14 protein-coding genes, 1 tRNA gene and 1 pseudogene are annotated in these 17,899 nt (G+C 69.0%); 14 read left to right on the top strand and 2 right to left on the bottom strand.

All coding sequences use genetic code 11. The features are described 5' to 3' along the window. The 5 genes from E5198_RS16445 to E5198_RS16465 form a co-directional block, all read left to right on the top strand. The coding region (locus tag E5198_RS16445; RefSeq protein ID WP_136491052.1) for a hypothetical protein at nucleotides 1-760 on the top strand (760 nt) is incomplete at its 5' end. Further along, a complete protein-coding gene (locus tag E5198_RS16450) occupies nucleotides 757-1,296 on the top strand; it encodes a DNA-binding protein (protein ID WP_136491053.1) in 540 nt (179 codons plus the stop codon). The genes E5198_RS16445 and E5198_RS16450, both read left to right, overlap by 4 nt. Beyond that, complete coding sequence (locus E5198_RS16455; RefSeq protein WP_136491054.1) at nucleotides 1,296-2,006, top strand: hypothetical protein; 711 nt, start codon at nucleotides 1,296-1,298, stop codon at nucleotides 2,004-2,006. The genes E5198_RS16450 and E5198_RS16455 overlap by 1 nt, the downstream gene beginning before the upstream one ends. Beyond that, nucleotides 1,979-2,932, top strand: coding sequence for a hypothetical protein (locus E5198_RS16460; protein WP_136491055.1), 954 nt, complete (start codon nucleotides 1,979-1,981; stop codon nucleotides 2,930-2,932). The genes E5198_RS16455 and E5198_RS16460 overlap by 28 nt, the downstream gene beginning before the upstream one ends. 16 nt (nucleotides 2,933-2,948) lie before the next feature. Further along, nucleotides 2,949-6,869: a hypothetical protein gene (locus E5198_RS16465; RefSeq protein WP_136491056.1), complete on the top strand. Its 3,921-nt coding sequence runs from the start codon at nucleotides 2,949-2,951 to the stop codon at nucleotides 6,867-6,869. A gap of 1,035 nt (nucleotides 6,870-7,904) precedes the next feature. Here the strand turns inward: E5198_RS16465 and E5198_RS16470 are convergent. Together E5198_RS16470 and E5198_RS16475 are read right to left on the bottom strand one after the other, a co-directional pair. Next, nucleotides 7,905-7,980: transfer RNA gene (locus E5198_RS16470), tRNA-Thr, on the bottom strand. A gap of 61 nt (nucleotides 7,981-8,041) precedes the next feature. Then, nucleotides 8,042-8,869 (bottom strand): TlpA disulfide reductase family protein, encoded by an 828-nt coding sequence (locus E5198_RS16475; protein WP_136491057.1) that lies wholly within the window; start codon nucleotides 8,867-8,869, stop codon nucleotides 8,042-8,044. Between the two features lie 130 nt (nucleotides 8,870-8,999). On the opposite strand from E5198_RS16475, the gene E5198_RS16480 reads away from it, so the two are divergent. The 9 genes and pseudogenes from E5198_RS16480 to E5198_RS16520 form a co-directional block, all read left to right on the top strand. Beyond that, the gene (locus E5198_RS16480) at nucleotides 9,000-9,176 is read left to right on the top strand and encodes an SDR family oxidoreductase (protein ID WP_136491058.1); all 177 of its coding nucleotides are present in this window, start codon (nucleotides 9,000-9,002) and stop codon (nucleotides 9,174-9,176) included. Beyond that, nucleotides 9,173-9,721 carry a dTDP-4-dehydrorhamnose 3,5-epimerase gene (gene rfbC / locus E5198_RS16485; RefSeq protein ID WP_136491059.1) on the top strand — a complete coding sequence of 183 codons (549 nt, stop codon included), beginning with the start codon at nucleotides 9,173-9,175 and terminating at the stop codon, nucleotides 9,719-9,721. The genes E5198_RS16480 and rfbC overlap by 4 nt, the downstream gene beginning before the upstream one ends. Then, nucleotides 9,718-10,587 carry a dTDP-4-dehydrorhamnose reductase gene (rfbD, locus tag E5198_RS16490; RefSeq protein WP_136491060.1) on the top strand — a complete coding sequence of 290 codons (870 nt, stop codon included), beginning with the start codon at nucleotides 9,718-9,720 and terminating at the stop codon, nucleotides 10,585-10,587. Before rfbC ends, rfbD begins: the two co-directional genes overlap by 4 nt. A gap of 29 nt (nucleotides 10,588-10,616) precedes the next feature. Next, nucleotides 10,617-12,431: an ATP-binding protein gene (locus E5198_RS16495; protein ID WP_136491061.1), complete on the top strand. Its 1,815-nt coding sequence runs from the start codon at nucleotides 10,617-10,619 to the stop codon at nucleotides 12,429-12,431. Continuing rightward, a complete protein-coding gene (locus E5198_RS16500; protein WP_136491062.1) occupies nucleotides 12,428-13,810 on the top strand; it encodes a sigma-54 dependent transcriptional regulator in 1,383 nt (460 codons plus the stop codon). The genes E5198_RS16495 and E5198_RS16500 overlap by 4 nt, the downstream gene beginning before the upstream one ends. A 318-nt stretch (nucleotides 13,811-14,128) precedes the next feature. Continuing rightward, nucleotides 14,129-15,136, top strand: coding sequence for a C4-dicarboxylate TRAP substrate-binding protein DctP (dctP, locus tag E5198_RS16505; protein WP_136491063.1), 1,008 nt, complete (start codon nucleotides 14,129-14,131; stop codon nucleotides 15,134-15,136). A 102-nt stretch (nucleotides 15,137-15,238) separates the two neighbouring features. Beyond that, entirely contained in the window at nucleotides 15,239-15,871 is a 633-nt protein-coding gene (locus E5198_RS16510) for a TRAP transporter small permease (protein ID WP_136491064.1), read from the top strand. Then, nucleotides 15,868-17,151, top strand: coding sequence for a C4-dicarboxylate TRAP transporter large permease protein DctM (dctM, locus tag E5198_RS16515; protein ID WP_136491065.1), 1,284 nt, complete (start codon nucleotides 15,868-15,870; stop codon nucleotides 17,149-17,151). The genes E5198_RS16510 and dctM overlap by 4 nt, the downstream gene beginning before the upstream one ends. A 156-nt stretch (nucleotides 17,152-17,307) precedes the next feature. Then, nucleotides 17,308-17,899: pseudogene (locus E5198_RS16520) on the top strand (DNA ligase B); the annotation flags it as partial.

Consider the following 17,899-nt stretch of genomic DNA (forward strand, 5'->3'; position numbering starts at 1 on the left):
CGCGGCGCAGGAGGCGATCGCCGCCGGCCGCGCGGCGCTGGCCGGCGCGCTGGGCGAGGCGCCGGCCTGCTTGGTGGTCACCCCGTTCCAGAGCGGAATCGGCCAGGGCGCGGGCCTGCAGCGCTACTTGTCGGCACCCAACGTGCGGCAGCAGCTGGCCGGCAAGCTGACCGACAACAGCGACGCCGCGCGCCCGATCGGCCCGCAGTACGCGCTGGTGGTGCTGTTCCTGGCCACCCGCTACGACCAGTTCGCCACCACCCTGGCGCGCTTCAACGCGCTGCTGCCGCTGCCCGACCTGCAACGCGCCGAGCGCCGCGCGCAGTGGCTGTTCGATCTGGAGACGGAAAAGTGGGAGCTGCCGAAGGCCGGCGCGCTGCCGCGCTGGGGGCAGCTGCCGCTGGAGCGCTGCACGCTGACCAAGGCCGCCAGCCAGGCCATGGCCGGGCAGCTGGCGGCGCTGGAGAGCTACGCCGCCGACGGCGCGCCACTGGCCGAGTTGGGCGCCCTGGCAGCGCGCAAGGCGGCGCAGGCGGCGGCCCGCGACCAGACGCTGGCCGACCTGCAGGCGCTGCTCGCCGGCGGCACGCCGGACACCAGCATGCGCGCGAGGTTGATCGGCCCCGGCGACGGCGCCGAGCTGCGCCGCCAACTGCTCGAGGGCGAGGCGCCTGGGCATGAGTGGGCGCTGTCGGCCGGCGTGATGCTGGTCGGCTCGCTCGATGGGCTGTCCTTCGTCCGGGAGCTGGTGGGCCTATGACTCTGCTGCTCGATGGCGAACAGGTGCGCGGCAAGGGCCTGAAGGTGACGGCCAACCTGCGCATCGAAAGCGACGACCTGTCAGGCCAGACCAGCAACACGGACTCGGCGCACAAGGGCTTCAAGCCCAAGACCCTGACCGTCTCGCTGCTGATCCGCTTCGCCGACGCGGCGCAGCTGCGCAGCCTGATGAGCCTGGCCGAGGCCACCGAGGGCGGCGGCCAGTTGAAGACCTACCGCATCGTCAACGACACCGCGGCAGCCTTCGGCGTGCGTCAGGTGCAGTTCTCCGACGGCGTGAGCGCGCGCGAGGACGACAGCCTGGCCGCCTGGCGGGTGCAGTTCACCCTGGCCGAGAAGCTCTCCAACCCCGAGCGGGTGGAGAAGCGCCGCACCGGCAACGCCGTCACCACCCAGTCGGCACCCGGCCAGGCGGTGGCTGGCAGCAGTGCGGCGAGCGGCGCCGCAACCGAGCCCGCCCAGGAGCTGACCGGCTTCGAGGCGACCCTGAAGAAACTCGACGACTGGCTGGCCTGATGAGCATGAAGCTGCACAAGGTGCTGACCATCGCCGGCACCGCCTACGACCTGGTGAAGGACGAGGTGCGCCTGGAGCTGCGCAGCCCTGGCCGGGCGACCTTCACCGTCCAGGCCGACGCGCCGGTGAAGGGGCTGGTGACGCTCGACATCGGCTACAACCAGGCGCCGCTGCAGCGCCACTTCATCGGCTACGTGGAGCGCTGCACCGCGGCCAACGCCAAGCAGCAGGTGCTGTTCTGCCGCGAGCTGGCGGCGATCCTGGCCAACCCGCTGCCGCTCAACCTGCGCCACGTCGACCTGCGTGCGGTGCTGGCGGCGATCGGTGAGCGCACCGGCCTGCGCTTCCGCGTGCCGGAGCAGCCCTACGCGCGGGTCAAGGCACCGTTCTTCTACAGCCTGGCCAGCGGCTACCAGGCGATGGACAGCCTCGCCAGGGTGTTCGGCATCGCCGACTGCATCTGGCAGCAGCAGGGCGACGGCGAGGTGTTCGTGGGCAGCTGGGCGCACAGCTTCTTCGGCGCCCGCGCGGCGCTGCAGCTGCCGGCCGAGCTGTTCGACGGCTACCAGGGCAACCAGAGCGCGATGGTGGCGGCCCTGCCGGGCCTGCGACCGGGCGCATCGATCAACCAGGGCGAGCGGGTCACCAGCGTGACTCTCGCCGGCAACCAGATGGCGATCCGATGGACGACGCAATCCGCCGCAGCGTAGAGCGGCAATTCCCCGAGCTGGCCGGCGGCTACCACCTGCCGCGCTTCGCCCGCGTGGTGGCGGTGGCCGACGCGCCGGCCGGCGCCGGCCTGTGCGACTACTTCCGCCCTCGCTTCGCGGTGGACGTGGAGGTGCTCGGCCCGGACGGCGAGCCCGACGCGGCGCTGCCGCTGCTCGCCGGCCTGCCGTTGCCGCTGCCGGTGGGTGGCGAGGAGATGGGCTTCTTCGCCTTCCCCGAGGAAGGCACCACGGTGGTGGTCAGCTTCGCCTACGGCCTGCCGCACAAGCCGTACATCCAGAGCATCCTGCCGCACGGCCTGAGCCTGCCGCGGGTGCCAAAGGGCGACCAGGTGTGGCAGCACAGCGAGGCCGCGCAGCAGCGGGTGGACGCCGACGGCAACTGGCTGCGCCAGACCGACGGCAAGATCCGCGACCAGGCGATCGAGCGCGAGGTGGAGGCCATGGCCAACACCGAGCACTACCAGAGCCACAGGGTGGAGGTCGGCGACCACGCCACCGAGACGGTGGGCGGCATCAAGAAAGTGGAAGCGCTGGGCGCGCTGAAGCTGCTGTCCGGCGGCTCCGCCAGCCTGGCGGCGCTGGACGATCTGCACCTGGCCACCGGCCGCGACCTGAACCTGGTGCTCGGCCAGAAGGGCAACGTCACCGTCGGCGGTGACCTCGAGGAGCGCATCCAGGGCCTGCGCCGCAGCGTGGCGGAGACCACCTGGATCGGCTCCGGATCGGTCAACGCGCTGCAGATCCTCTGCGACCTGATCGACCTGGTGGAACAGCTGGCCCAACAGGTGGCCGCCCACACCCATATCCCCGGCCCACAACCGAGCCCGGGCGACGCCTCGGCCTTCAGCACGATGGCCGCCACCGCCGCCGGCCTGCACGGCCAGCTCGCGCCGATCACCGCTTGACCCCAAGGAACACGACATGGAACTGAAGAACTTCTTCGCCCAGGATGACCAGGGCAACCTCCTCGGCGGTGCGACCTGCTACCTGTACGCCCGCGGTACCGAGAACCTCGCCGCCGGCCTGCAGGCCGCCAACGGCACCGCCCTGGCCAACCCCTTCACCGCCGACGCCAAAGGCCTGATCCAGTTCGCCGCGCCGAACGGGCTGTACGACCTGCGGGTGGTGAAGGGGCCGCGGGACTACCGGGTGCGGGTGCAGTGCCTGGATGTCGAGGAGAGCGTGGCCGAGGCGGAGTCGGCGGCAGGCCGGGCGGAGGTGGCGCGGGATGCGGCACAGTTGTCGGCTGGGGTGTTTGCGGATACGGCGGCGGGGTTGGCTGGGACGGTCAGTGGGAAGTACTTCAGTGTGCCGAGTGCTGATTCGAGCGAGTTCCTGGTTTTGTATCGGAACAACGCTGGGGTGGCGCAGGAGGTGAAGCGGTATCCGAGTGCAGGCTTGGCCATCAACGCCTTTGCCCAGTGGCGCGCAATCGACGCGGAGGCCATCAACAGCACGAATTACAGGCAAATCCTTGATGCCATCAGGGTGGTTCGCATCGTCGGAGGAAGCACACAGCGCACGTATCGCCTCACGGTGTTCTGCAAGAACGATGCAACTTTCGGTGATCGCATCCAAGTCAATGATGAGCTTGGCAACTCATGGGCGTTCAATGGGGTGGCGGCAAACAAGGACGCCGGTCCGGTGGTGCTCACGCTGACAGGGGCGACTGGAACGTCGTTTGTCCTGGTAGTCGACTATCGTGCGATCGCCAGCACTGGCTTGATTCTGAACAGCGTCTCGTCGCTCGCGTTCAAGTTTTCTCCTTCCATCTTTGCCTTCACGGACATTGAGGCGAGTCTATCGGCCAACATTTCTGAAACTACTCGCCTGGCATCCAGGGAGCAGAAGTGGTGGCGAGATATTTCGGCGTCCGCACTCACAACTCCCTCTTGGAGCGAGGTGCAGAAAGCCATTCTCGCGGTTCGCGCTCGCAATGCCGACGCCACCAAGACATATCGGATCGTTGTAGTAAGCAAGGATCATGCGACGTTCGGTGATCGAATCCAGATCAACGACGCGCTCGACAACGCCTGGAATTTCGATGGAACGGCTGCCGGGAAGGCCAATGGCCCGGTGTGGGTCAGCGCGACGAGGGCTGGCTCGTCGACCTCGTTCGACATCCTGATCGACTACCGGGCAATCACGACTACTGGAGTCGCGCTGAACGTATCTGGCGACTACTTCAAACTGTCCCAGCAGGTGCTTGTCTTCGGCGGGCTGGCCGACGCGATTGCCTCCGCAAACAGCTCGGCCAGTGCGGCAAATGACGCTGCATCCGCGAATACCGCCGCCGTTGCCGACATCCGTGCGCGATTCCCGAAACCCTGGCGCGACCCGTCCGCCCCAGCTACGTCCGGAACGGCCCATGGTCAGGTTCTTGACGCGGTGATGGCTGTGCGCGCGAAGAACGGCGACAAGACCAAGACCTACAAGATGGTCATCGTCTGTAAGGACGACGCCTCGCTCAAGGATCGGCTCTGGATCCAGGACAGTCCGACCACTCGCACCTGGTCGTTCGAGGGCACCGTGGCTGGAAAGACGGATGGTCCTGTGTGGGTAACCTGTACCAGCGCTGGCAGCACCACGTCGTTCGACGTTCTGGTGGATTACCGTAAGATCACCACCACCGGGATCATCCTCAACATCACCGGTGATACCTTCAAGCTGTCTCCGCAGATCTTCGAGTGGGACAAGCTGCGCGCCGAGTTCCCGTCGGTCGCTGGCGTGACGCCACAGTCTGCCTTGGCTCGCGCGATCCGCGTGTCTGTGGCTGGGAGTTCGATCACCTGGGGCGAGGGCTGGCTGGGGGAAGGCTCCTATGTGGGCGAGGTGGAGCGCTATCTTCGTACCGTGCTGGCGACCACGCTGCACGGCGCCGACTTCACCCTGTCCGGCACCAACTCCACTGTCAGCAACAAGCTGTTCTACAAGGGCTCTGCCGTGCGCCTACAGGGCGCCAATGCCGAAGCCAGCTTCGACCTCTACGGCGACGAGCTGTCGCTGTGCATCGCTCGTGAGCGCGGCAACGCCGGAGCCGCGCAGGTCGAGGTGTACGCTGATGGGGCTCTGCTGGACACCTTCACCACCTGGAACGATGAGGCGTTCGCCACCGGCCTGACCGCGAACTTCACTGGCGACGGTACGACTCGACAGTTCGACCTGGGCCAGGCCTTCACCTTCGGGCACACCGTCTCTGTCGGCGGCGTGGCCAAGGTGGTACAGACGAATACCGGAGGCTATGGCGCATCCTTCCCGGGCGGGGTCGACGTGCTGGTGATTCGCAAGCTGGTGACAGTGGGCGGTGTGCCCCAGGTGCGCCACTTCCTCTGGTTCGCGGTGGCTCCGGCGAATGGCGCTGCCATCGTGGCTGGATTCTCCGCAGGCGAGTCGGTCACCTATGTGCGCGGAACTGTGGGCCAGACGGCGCAGGCGTTGACCAGTTCCAACGAGTCGCCCTATGGCGACGGCAATGTCGCCTATGACCCGGCCAACCCGGCCAACCTATCGTCTGGTCTTGGCTTCCGCGAGACCGACCCGCGCGCTGTGCTCACCTGGCACTTCGGGTCGACCGCCAAGCGTGCGTTCAAGGTGAGGGTCATCGGCCTCGATCCGCGCGCCACCGGCACGCCGCAGCTGTACCTGAACGCGGCGACCAACCGCATGCACCACCTGCAGAACGCCGGCATCGGTGGCTGGACCGCTGCGCTGCTGCTCAACGACGCCGGGCTGAACAACCTGGCCGCGGTGAAGCGCTTCCAGCCGGACGTTCTGCTGTTCGAGAGCTGCACCAACGATGACTGGCAGACCCACGTCGATCGCGCATGGCGCACCCGCACCGGCCTGACCGATGCCCAGGTGCGAGGAGAGGAGTCGGCCCACTTGTTCCACAGCGTCACCTACGTCGGCACGGACAACTACACGGTGGAGGACAACCGGCTGTTGATCTCGGCCATCACCGAGACATCGGTGCAGTTCGATGGGGCCGGGGCCACCTTCGAGGTGGTACCTGGCGACGTGGTGATCTTGGGCGACTTCAAAGGTGATAACCGCCGCCTGGCGTGCCGGGTGGTGAAGGCCTGGGACGCGGCCAATCGGCGCATTACCTGGGCCCGGCCGCTGAGTACGCGAGAACTGGCACACATCACGGTGTTGGGCGATCTGGTGGGCTCCACGGCGATGGTAAAGGGGGCGCCGAGCTGGGTCGCCAACGTCGAGGCCGTGATCGATGCTCTGCAAGAGGCAGTGCCAGAATGCGTGGTGGCCATCGGCACCGCCGGTATCCCGAACATCCGCTATCGCCGACTGGAGGGGTATCGCGAGCTGGCGGCGGACATCGCGCGGCGCAAGGGTGTTCTGTTCGAGGACATCTACGCGCGCACGCTGGCATGGCAGTACAGCCAGCCGGCGACAGCGCAGCTCTATCTCAACGCGAGCCAGAGCACGACCAGTACCGGGGCATCCGAATACACCCTGTACCAGGCTGACGGTGCTAAGCCGACTGCCACAGTCGAGCGCGGATGGTCCGTCAAGGTCGATGGTGTCGAGCGGATCAACCGCGGGTGCCATATCGCCGGCGGCTACAAGACAGGATGGGCTGACGGTACTTCGCCGATGACGCTGAGCAACACGACGCAGCTCGTCAGCGATTACCGGGTGGTCTTTGAAACTGATCCGCCGCCGGCTGGTTCCACCATTGTGGTCAAGCGCGCCGCAGCGAAGTGGTCAAACGACGATTGCCACCCAGGAACAGCCGGATTCCAACCGTTCGGGAAAGCGGCAATCGCTGCTCTGACAGCGGCTGTGGTCACTGCACAAGGACGATTCGCGCTGAAGAGCTGACCCGCTCGTCCTTCCCTGTTCCCACCAGAAGCCCGCCGCCCGGCGGGCTTCTCATGCCGGCGAGCCGCCAATGCCTCCCCCCCCACATGCCCCAGCCCAGCCATGACGCGAAAATCCACCACGCTCAGAAAACCCAGCCACCAAACGCACTTATCCCCCTCCCGCCGACGCGGCTTGTGCACTTTTTTTGTGCAACCTGGGCATGAGGTGAACGGCCGGCCCCAGCCCAGGCGCGGCGCGGGCTTGCGCTGACAGGCCGGAATTTCACTGCGTGAAAGGAATTGCTGGGCTGCGAAATCCTGGGCACGGCCTGGAGATTCGCACGGCCCTCTGGTCACGTCATGAAATGCGGCGATCATCTTCCAACACCAACGAAAACTTGGCGAACGCTAGTTTTTCCATCCGCGATCACGTCAAGCCTGCAACGGCCAAGCGACAGCGCTGTCCGGCGTAACAACTCGCTGGAGGCCACGCCGCTCCTGGTGCTCGTTCAAATCATCGGTGCCCGATGATTTCACTCCGCAGCACCCACAGCTGCACCAGGAACGATGGAGCCATGAATGGACATCTGGATGGGATGCAGGATCGTTGGTAGGGGGTGGGGTCTGCAGAAAGAGTAATTTCTGCAATCTCGCCTGGTAACCGGGCTGGAGGCCCCGTCGTTCGTGGCTTTCACGATTACAGGTAGGAGTAACAAGGAGGTAACTGAAAAGGTAATTTTTTGCTAAGCGCCTGATTTATAAGGCTTTTTTCTTGCGCGGAAATCACCTATCAAAAGAGTAATCTGGTTACTTCAAGGTTACTCAAAGATTACCTTTTGCCGTGAGCAGAAAGCCCAGCATTTTCAACGGGTTGCGGGCCAGCGTCAGGAAAGGTTACCGATGTTACTCTTTTTTTTGACCCCCCCTGTACCTTGGCTGGACGCTCCGCCTATGGGGGGTGGCGCGTCAGGTCTGCGCCTTTTCCTTGTTACGCGCCTTGTTACGCGAAGGCTTGTCAGCATCCAGCCAGATCGGCTGCAGGCCTTGATGTAGATGGTGCCGGCACCAGGAATCGAACCCGGGACCTACTGATTACAAGTCAGTTGCTCTACCAGCTGAGCTATACCGGCAAGAATGGGTCCGGATTATAGCGACTGAGGCGCCGGAGTAAACCGGAAAATGCCTGAATCTTCAGGGTCTTGCGCCATCCCCCGGAGGCTGGCGGATGAACTGCAGGGCGTGGCGCAGGCTGGCGGGGGACAGCTCGCCCAGGTGGCTGTGGCGCAGACGGCCTGCGGCGTCGTAGAACAGGGTGGTCGGCAGGGCGCGCGAGCCGGCCAGTTGGCCGAGCTGGTTGCCGCCATCCAGCAGCACGTCCTGACCGTCGATGCCCTGGCGGGCGAGGAAGGCGGCAACCTCGGCGGCGCCCTCGCCCTGGTTGACCAGCAGGAAGCGCACGTCGGGCTCGCTCTGCCGCGCGGCCAGCAGCACCGGCATCTCGCGCCGGCACGGCGGGCACCAGCTGGCCCACAGGTTGATCACCAGCGGCTGGCCGCGCAGTTCGTCGAGCAGCACCGGCCGGCCGGCGAGATCGCGCAGGGTCAGTTCGGGCAGGCGGCCGGCGCGTTCGAGCTGGTGCAGGGCCAGGCTGGCCCCGCCCCAGACCAGCGCGCCGGCCAGCACTCCGAGCGCCAGCGGGCGGCGCAGCGCGGCGCGGCGCCAGGCCCGGATCGCGCCGATCAGCAGCGCGCCGAGCACCCCGGGCCAGAGCAGGAAGCCGCCGTCACGGATGTCCAGCGCCTGCCAGGGGGCGGCGGCGTAGTCGCCCGCGTACTGCAGCACGAAGGCCAGCCGCGCCAGCACGAGGCCGCCGAGCAGCATGGCGAACAGGGTCGGCTCGGGATCGAGGCGCTGCCGTCGGCCGGCCCACCAGCCGACGGCCCAGGCGGCGGCGAAGGCCAGCAGCAGGAGCAGGTAGCGCACCGGCAGGGCCAGCGGGCCGAGGTCGAGGGTCAGCATCGGTGCTCCGGGGCGGCAGGCGGTGGCATCGGGTATCCTTGTGGCTGGGCGGCGGGCGGCCATCTTCGCCCGCACCACGCAGCGGAGCCAGCCCGGCGCCGTTACCGGAAATGACCTGCGGAGACCGCGCATGCGCATCCTGCTCACCGGCGGTGCCGGCTTCATCGGCTCGGCGCTGGTGCCCCAGCTGATCCGTCAGTGCGGAGAAGCGGAGATGTATCTGAGCAATCGCGGCCAACATGCCGAGGTGCTTGCCGAATGCGATCCGGCGCAGCGCTTGGAACACCTGCTGGAGGAACTGCCGTGAAGGCCATCGCCACCGCCCTGGACGGCGTGCTGATCCTCGAACCCAGGGTGTTCGAGGACGCGCGCGGCTGTTTCTTCGAGAGCTGGAACGCGCACACCTTCGCCGAGCTGACCGGCATCGCGGCCGAGTTCGTCCAGGACAACCATTCGCTGTCGCACCGCGGCGTGCTGCGCGGCCTGCACTACCAGCTGCCGCCGGCCGCGCAGGGCAAGCTGGTGCGCGTGGTACAGGGCGCGGTGTTCGACGTGGTGGTCGACCTGCGCCGCGGTTCGAGCACCTTCGGCCGCTGGCTGGGGATCGAGCTGAGCGCGGCCAACCGCCGCGAGCTGTGGATTCCGCCGGGCTGCGCGCACGGCTTCCTCAGCCTGGCCGACGACACCGTCACCCTGTACAAGACCACCGCCGGCTACAGTCCGCGGCACGAGCGCTGCATCCGCTGGGACGACCCGGCCCTGGCGATCGCCTGGCCGCTGGCCGCCGCGCCGCTGCTGTCGCCGCGCGATGCCGAGGGCCTGGCGCTGGCGGATGCCGAGGTGTTCCCGTGAAGATCCTCCTGCTCGGCGCGCACGGCCAGCTCGGCCGCAGCCTCGCCCCGCTGCTGGCCAGCTTCGGTGAACTGCAGGCGCTGACCCGCGCCGAACTGGAGCTGCACGACCTGCCCGCGCTGCGCCAGGGCCTGCGCCGCGAACGGCCGCAGCTGGTGGTCAACGCCGCGGCCTGGACCGCGGTGGAGCAGGCCGAGCACGAGCCGCAGGCGGCCTTCGCCCTCAACGCCGCGGCGCCGGCCGCACTGGCCGAGGAGGCGGCGGCGCTCGGCGCCTGGCTGCTGCACTACTCCACCGACTACGTGTTCGACGGCCGCCTCGGCCGCCCCTACCGCGAGGACGACGCCTGCGCGCCGCTCAACGTCTACGGCCAGAGCAAGCGGGCCGGCGAGCAGGCCATCGTTGCCGCTGGCGGCAAAGCACTGATCCTGCGCACCAGCTGGCTGTACAGCCGCCACGGCCGCAACTTCCTGCTGACCATGCAGCGCCTGCTGCGCGAGCGCGCCGAGGTGCGGGTGGTCGCCGACCAGTTCGGCAACCCGACCAGTTGCGCCGCGCTGGCCGCCGCCAGCCTCGCGCTGGTGGCGCGCATCGCCGCCGGCAATCCCGGCCCCGGCGGCCTGTACCACGCCAGCTGCACCGGCGGCGCCAGCTGGTACGAGCTGGCCGAGGCGATCGCCGCCGACCTGCGCGCCCGCGGCGAGCCCTGTGCGCGCCTGCTGCCGATCGCCGCCGCCGACTATCCCAGCTCGGTGGCGCGCCCGGCCGACTCGCGCCTGGACTGCAGCGCCCTGCAGCGCGACTGGGGCGTGGCGCTGCCCGACTGGCGCACGGCGCTGGCGGCCTGTCTGGCCGGCCCCGCATAATGCCGGCCGATCCACCGCCGAAGGCCGCCATGCTCCGCCCCCTCGACCTGCTGCAGCGTCCGCGCTGGCGCACCCTGTTCGTCCTCGCCGCCCTGCTCGCCCCGCTGCTGTGGCCGATCGAGCACCTGGCGACCCGCTACTACCGCGAGCGGGTGGCCGGGCAGAGCAGCCAGACCCTCGAGCTGTACGTGGCCAACCTGCGCGGCACCCTGCGCCGCTACGAGGCGCTGCCGCACATCATGGGCGACCTGCCGGCACTGCGCGCCGCCCTGCGCGCCCAGGAGGACGCCGACAGCATCAACGCCGCCAACCAGCTGCTGGACCGGGTGCGCCGGCAGAGCGGCGCCGAGGTGATCTACCTGATGAACCCGGCCGGGCTGACCCTGGCGGCGTCCAACTGGAGCGACTACGACGCCTTCGTCGGCCGCAACTTCGCCTTCCGCCCGTACTTCCGCGAGGCGCTGGCCGGGCGCCTCGGCCAGTTCTTCGGCCTCGGCACCACCTCCGGCAAGCGCGGCTACTACTTCGCCACCGCGGTGCGCGACGGCCACGAGGTGCTCGGCGCGCTGGTGGTCAAGATCGACCTCGACCACACCGAGACCCTGCTCGGCTCGACCCCCGAGCAGCTGCTGGTCACCGACGCCAACGGCGTGGTGATCCTCACCTCGCGCCCGGACTGGCGCTTCCGCGCCACCCGCGCGCTGAGCGCCGCCGAGCGCGCCGACATCGCCGCCAACCTGCCCTATCCGACCCAGCAGCCGCAGCCGCTGGCGCTCGCCGAGCACGACTGGCTGCGCCAGAGCCACCTGCTCGCCGAAACCGGCTGGACGGTGAACATCCTCGCCCCGCGCAGCCTGGTCGAGCGCCCGGTGCAGAGCGTGATGGCCATCGCCACGGCGACCCTGCTGGCGATCCTGCTGCTGCTCGCCGTGTGGCTGCAGCGCCGCCGCCACCTGCTCGAACGCCTGGCCCTCGACGCCCGCACCCGCCGCGAACTGGAGCAGCGGGTGGCCGAGCGCACCGAAGACCTGGTGGCACTGACCGAGCGCCTCAAGCAGGAGGTGCTCGAGCGCGAGCAGGCCCAGCAGGAGCTGGTGCGCGCCCAGGACGAGCTGGTGCAGGCCGGCAAGCTCTCCGCGCTGGGCACCATGAGCGCCAGCATCAGCCACGAGCTCAACCAGCCGCTGGCGGCGATCCGCAGCTACGCCGACAACGCCGGCGTGCTGCTCGACCACGGCCGGATCGACGACGCCCGCGGCAACCTCAGGCTGATCAGCGAGCTGACCGCGCGCATGGCCTCGATCATCAGCCACCTCAAGGCCTTCGCCCGCCGCGACCGCAAGGCGCCGGAGACCGTGGCCCTGCAGCCGGCCCTCGACGACGCCCTGGCCCTGCTGGCCAGCCGACGCCGGGCGCTGGAGGTGGAGCTGCTGCGCGACCTGCCCGACGCCACCCTGTGGGTGCAGGCCGGCGAGACGCGCCTGCGCCAGGTGCTCGGCAACCTGCTGGCCAACGCCCTCGACTCCCTCGCCGAGCGCGCGCCGCCGCGGCGCCTGTGGCTCAGCGCGCAGACCCTGGCCGACGGCCGCATCAGCCTGACCCTGCGCGACAACGGCCCGGGCTTCACCGCCGAGGCGCTGGCGCGCGCCCGCGAGCCGTTCTTCACCACCAAGACCACCGCCCGCGGCCTCGGCCTGGGCCTCGCCATCTGCGACAGCCTGATCCGCGCCCTCGGCGGCGAGCTGCTGCTGGCCAACCACGACGATGGCGGCGCGCTGGTCACCCTCAACCTGCTGCCGGCCAGCGCCGGGCCCGGCACCCAGTCCCCGGAGGATCGCCCATGAGTTCCGCGCCCACCGTCGCCGCCGCCACCGAGGTGCTGCTGGTCGACGACGACCCGCACCTGCGCCAGGCGCTGGCGCAGACCCTCGACCTGGCCGGCCTGCGGGTCGAGGCGCGCGGCGACGCCCGCGGCCTGGCCGAAGCGCTGCCGGCGGACTGGCCGGGGGTGGTGGTCAGCGACATCCGCATGCCGGGGATCGACGGCCTGCAGTTGCTCGGGCAACTGCACGGCCGCGATCCCGAGCTGCCGGTGATCCTGATCACCGGCCACGGCGACGTGCCGCTGGCGGTGCAGGCGATGCGCGCCGGCGCCTGGGACTTCCTCGAGAAGCCGTTCTCCAGCGACGCGCTGCTCGACAGCGTGCGCCGCGCCCAGGCGATGCGCCGCCTGGCCCTGGAGAACCGCCAGCTGCGCCAGACCCTGTCCGGCCGCGATGCGCTGGAGGGCCGCCTGATCGGCCTGTCGGCGGAGATCGTGCGCCTGCGCCAGCAGGTCGCCGCGCTGGCCGGCACCCGCGCCGACGTGCTGATCCTCGGCGAGACCGGCAGCGGCAAGGAGGTGGTGGCGCGCGCCCTGCACGACCTCTCGGCGCGCCGCGACGGTCCGTTCGTGGCGATCAACGCCGGCGCCCTGGCCGAGTCGGTGGTGGAGAGCGAGCTGTTCGGCCACGAGGTCGGCGCCTTCACCGGCGCCAGCAAGCGGCGCATCGGCAAGTTCGAGTTCGCCAACGGCGGCACCCTGTTCCTCGACGAGATCGAGAGCATGAGCCTCGACGTGCAGGTCAAGCTGCTGCGCCTGCTGCAGGAGCGCACGGTCGAGCGCCTCGGCTCCAACCAGCTGATCCCGCTGGACATCCGAGTGATCGCGGCGACCAAGGAGGACCTGCGCGTGGCCGCCGACCAGGGCCGCTTCCGCGCCGACCTGTACTACCGCCTCAACGTCGCGCCGCTGCGCATCCCGCCGCTGCGCGAGCGCGGCGACGACGTGCTGCTGCTGTTCCGCCACTTCGGCGCCCTGGCCGCCGAGCGCCACGGCCTGCCGCTGCGCGAACCGGACGCCGGCGAGCGCGCAGCCCTGCTCGGCCACGCCTGGCCGGGCAACGTGCGCGAGCTGCAGAACGCCGCCGAGCGCTTCGCCCTCGGTCTTGATCTGGGCCTCGGCGAGGCGCCCGTCGGGCAGCCGACCGAAGGCAACCTGGCCGCCCGCGTCGAGGCCTTCGAGCGCGGCCTGATCACCGCCGAACTGGCCCGCGGCCATGGCTCGCTGCGCAGCTTGGCCGAGGCGCTCGGCGTACCGCGCAAGACCCTGCACGACAAGCTGCGCAAGCACGGCCTGAGCCTCGGCGAGGGTGGCGGAAACCCGCACGACGACCTCGACTGATCTGGCGGAATCCCGCCACCCCACCCGCCCGCGCCGGCCACTCCGGGCCGCGCCGGGCGCGGCATTCCACCCCTCGACCAAAGTCGAACCCACCCCTGCAAGCCGCGCACCAGAGGCCTTTGCGCCTCCATGCGGGCGGGCGCTGGCGCACGTTTCCGGCCGCTGGCATAGCGGTTGCTAAGCTCAGGGTATCCCGCGCCGGCCTGTCCGCCGCGCCCGAGCGGTTCCCCCTCTCTCCACCGCTCGGGCCGGCGGCAGGCCGGCCGCCGGGGTAACGCCGTTCAAGCTGCGTCATCACAACAACGAGGAAGTACCCGCATGTTCAAGCTGACTGCCAAGGCGCTCGCCTGCGCCCTCTCGCTCGCCGTCGCCGGTCTGGCCCAGGCCGCCGAGTCTGCGACCGCCCCCATCGTCATCAAGTTCTCCCACGTGGTGGCGGAGAACACGCCCAAGGGCCAGGGCGCGGTGCTGTTCAAGAAGCTGGCCGAGGAGCGCCTGGCAGGCAAGGTCAAGGTCGAGGTCTACCCGAACTCCTCGCTGTTCGGCGACGGCAAGGAGATGGAGGCGCTGCTGCTCGGCGACGTGCAGCTCATCGCCCCGTCGCTGGCCAAGTTCGAGCACTACTCCAAGGGCGTCCAGGTCTTCGACCTGCCGTTCCTGTTCGACGACATGGCGGCGGTCGACCGCTTCCAGGCCAGCCCCGCCGGCCAGGGCCTGCTGACCTCCATGGAGAGCAAGGGCATCACCGGCCTGGGCTACTGGCACAACGGCATGAAGCAGCTGTCGGCCAACAAGGCGCTGTACGAGCCCAAGGACGCCCGCGGCCTGAAGTTCCGCGTGCAGGCCTCGCAGGTGCTCGAGGAGCAGTTCAAGGCGGTGCGCGCCAACCCGCGCAAGATGAGCTTCGCCGAGGTCTACCAGGGCCTGCAGACCGGCGTGGTCAACGGCGCCGAGAACCCCTACTCGAACATCTACTCGCAGAAGATGCACGAGGTGCAGAAGTACATCACCGAGTCCAACCATGGCGTGCTGGACTACATGGTGATCACCAACACCAAGTTCTGGAACGGCCTGCCGGATGACGTGCGCAGCGAGCTGCGCAAGATCATGGACGAGGTGTCCGTCGAGGTGAACAAGCAGGCCGAGGCCCTCAACCAGGGCGACAAGCAGCGCATCCTCGATGCCAAGACCACCGAGATCATCACCCTCAACGACGAGCAGCGCGCCAAGTGGCGCGAGGCGATGAAGCCGGTGTGGAAGAAGTTCGAGGGCGAGATCGGCGCCGACCTGATCAAGGCCGCCGAAGCCGCCAATACCGCCAACTGAGTTCTACCTGAGCGATTGGTTCGCCCGCGGGGCGGGCGCCGCCGGCAGCCGCAGAGCTGCACGCCGCCCGCCCCGCCGTTCTTTCCACCGGAGATACCTGCCATGAACGCCTTGCGCCTGGTCTGGGATCGCTTCGAGGAAGGCTTCATCGTCTTCCTGCTGGCGGCCATGACCCTGGTGACGTTCGTCTACGTCATCCTCAACAACCTGTACACGCTGTTCTACAACCTCGGCGATCGCTTCGCGGCGGCCGGCGACTTCTTCTTCGCCATCGGCGACTTCATCCTCGACCTGGCCCAGGCGATGACCTGGAGCAACGCGCTGACCAAGGCGCTGTTCGCCTGGCTGATCTTCTTCGGCCTGGCCTACGGCGTGCGCACCGCCGGCCACATCGGCGTCGACGCGCTGGTCAAGCTGGCCAGCAAGCCGGTGCAGCGCCTGATCGGCCTGGTCGGCTGCGCCGCCTGCCTGGGCTACGCCGGGCTGCTCAGCGTGGCCAGCTTCGAGTGGGTGCAGACCCTGTTCACCGCCGCCATCGGCGCCGAGGACCTCGGCCACTTCGGCGTCATGCAGTGGCACATCGGCCTGATCGTGCCGCTGGGCTTCGCCATGGTGTTCATCCGCTTCGCCGAGATCTTCGTGCGCATCCTCACCAACCGGCAGACCGGCCTGGGCCTGGCCGACGAGGCCGCCGAGGCGATCAAGCTGACCGAGCACGAGGAGCACACCAAATGACCATCCTGTTCCTGTTCCTCGCCCTGTTCGTGCTGATGTTCATGGGCGTGCCGATCGCCGTGTCGCTCGGCCTGGCCGGCTCGCTGACCATCATGATCTTCAGCGAGGACTCGGTACGCTCGCTGGCGATCAAGCTGTTCGAGACCTCCGAGCACTACACCCTGCTGGCCATCCCGTTCTTCCTGCTCGCCGGCGCCTTCATGACCACCGGCGGCGTGGCCCGCCGGCTGATCGACTTCGCCAACGCCTGCGTCGGCCACATCCGCGGCGGCCTGGCGATCGGCGCGGTACTGGCGTGCATGCTGTTCGCCGCGCTGTCCGGCTCCAGCCCGGCCACCGTGGCCGCGGTCGGCTCCATCGCCATCGCCGGCATGGTGCGCTCGGGCTACCCGCAGGCGTTCGGCGCCGGCATCGTCTGCAACGCCGGCACCCTGGGCATCCTCATCCCGCCGTCGGTGGTGATGGTGGTGTACGCCGCGGCCACCGAGACCTCGGTCGGCAAGCTGTTCATGGCCGGCGTGGTGCCGGGCATCCTGCTCGGCGCGGTGCTGATGGTGGCGATCTACATCATCGCGGTGAAGAAGAACCTGCCGGCCCTGCCGCGCGCCAGCGTGCGCGAGTGGCTGGGCGCCGCGCGCAAGGCGATCTGGGGCCTGCTGCTGATGGTGATCATCCTCGGCGGCATCTACTCGGGCATGTTCACCCCCACCGAGGCCGCTGCCGTGGCCGCGGTCTACTCGGCCTTCGTCGCCCTGTTCGTCTACAAGGACATGAAGCTGTCCGAGGCGCCGGCGGTGATCCTCGAGTCGGCCAAGCTGAGCATCATGCTGATGTTCATCATTGCCAACGCCATGCTGTTCGCCCACGTGCTGACCACCGAGCAGATCCCCCAGCAGATCACCGCCTGGGTGGTCGAGATGGGCCTGTCGCCGTGGATGTTCCTGCTGGTGGTGAACATCGTGCTGCTGGTCGCCGGCGCCTTCATGGAGCCCTCGGCGATCATCCTGATCCTCGCCCCCATCCTGTTCCCGATCGCCGTGCAGCTGGGCATCGACCCGATCCACCTCGGCATCATCATGGTGGTGAACATGGAGATCGGCCTGATCACCCCGCCGGTCGGCCTCAACCTGTTCGTCACCTCGGCGGTCACCGGCATGCCGGTTTCCGCGGTGATCCGCGCCGCCATGCCCTGGCTGATGATGCTGATCGGCTTCCTGCTCCTCATCACCTACATCCCGGCGATCTCCCTGGCCCTGCCCGAGTGGCTGGGCATGAGCTGATCCCGTTGCGCGTTCTGGCTTGAAAGGCGTTCGACCCGGCTCTGCCGGGTCTTTTTTTGTCCGACGAAAGGCGGCGCGGAGTGCGCAGCGGCGCACAGCCGGAACGGAGCGCCGCCCCTAAGCTGCGATCTCCCTCGAGCAAGGACGCTCACCTCCATGCCCCGCCGCCTGCCGCGCACGCTGCCGGGCGCCGCCCTGGCGCTGGCCCTGCTGCTGCCTCCCCTCGTCCACGCCGCCTGTCCGGACTGGCCGGCCGAACGCGCCGCCCGCGAAGTCCGGGCGCTCGCCGAGCGCATCGCCGCCTGGGACACCGCCTATCACCGCGACGGCCAGTCGCCGGTCGACGACGCCCTCTACGACCAGGCCCGCGCGCGCCTCGCCCAGTGGAACCAGTGCTTTCCCGCCGCGGCCCGCACGCCGCCGGCGCTGGCCACGGCCGCCGGGCCGCTCGCCCATCCGGTGGCGCACACCGGCCTGGCCAAGCTCGCCGATGCCGCGGCGGTGGCGGCCTGGGTCGGCGGGCAGGACGACCTGTGGGTGCAGCCCAAGGTCGACGGCGTGGCGGTCAGCCTGATCTACGAGCGCGGCCGGCTGGCGCGGGCGATCAGCCGCGGCGACGGCCGCCACGGCCAGGACTGGACCGCCAGCGCGCGGCGGATCCCCGCCATCCCCGCCGAGCTGCCCGGCGCGCCCGCGCACCTGCTGCTGCAGGGCGAGCTGTACTGGCGGCTCGACGGCCACGTGCAGG

It is taken from the genome of Pseudomonas sp. A-1 (assembly GCF_004801855.1).
Lineage (GTDB): Bacteria > Pseudomonadota > Gammaproteobacteria > Pseudomonadales > Pseudomonadaceae > Geopseudomonas.

Bases quoted from the DNA above. Each gene is read 5' to 3' on its own strand.
- E5198_RS16460 (WP_136491055.1), top strand. From the start codon at position 1,979: ATGGACGACGCAATCCGCCGCAGCGTAGAGCGGCAATTCCCCGAGCTG.
- E5198_RS16475 (WP_136491057.1), bottom strand. From the start codon at position 8,869: ATGCTGACCCTCGACCTCGGCCCGCTGGCCCTGCCGGTGCGCTACCTG.
- E5198_RS16495 (WP_136491061.1), top strand. From the start codon at position 10,617: ATGCTCCGCCCCCTCGACCTGCTGCAGCGTCCGCGCTGGCGCACCCTG.
- E5198_RS16455 (WP_136491054.1), top strand. From the start codon at position 1,296: ATGAGCATGAAGCTGCACAAGGTGCTGACCATCGCCGGCACCGCCTAC.
- dctM (WP_136491065.1), top strand. From the start codon at position 15,868: ATGACCATCCTGTTCCTGTTCCTCGCCCTGTTCGTGCTGATGTTCATG.
- E5198_RS16480 (WP_136491058.1), top strand. From the start codon at position 9,000: ATGCGCATCCTGCTCACCGGCGGTGCCGGCTTCATCGGCTCGGCGCTG.
- dctP (WP_136491063.1), top strand. From the start codon at position 14,129: ATGTTCAAGCTGACTGCCAAGGCGCTCGCCTGCGCCCTCTCGCTCGCC.
- E5198_RS16465 (WP_136491056.1), top strand. From the start codon at position 2,949: ATGGAACTGAAGAACTTCTTCGCCCAGGATGACCAGGGCAACCTCCTC.
- E5198_RS16450 (WP_136491053.1), top strand. From the start codon at position 757: ATGACTCTGCTGCTCGATGGCGAACAGGTGCGCGGCAAGGGCCTGAAG.
- E5198_RS16510 (WP_136491064.1), top strand. From the start codon at position 15,239: ATGAACGCCTTGCGCCTGGTCTGGGATCGCTTCGAGGAAGGCTTCATC.
- E5198_RS16500 (WP_136491062.1), top strand. From the start codon at position 12,428: ATGAGTTCCGCGCCCACCGTCGCCGCCGCCACCGAGGTGCTGCTGGTC.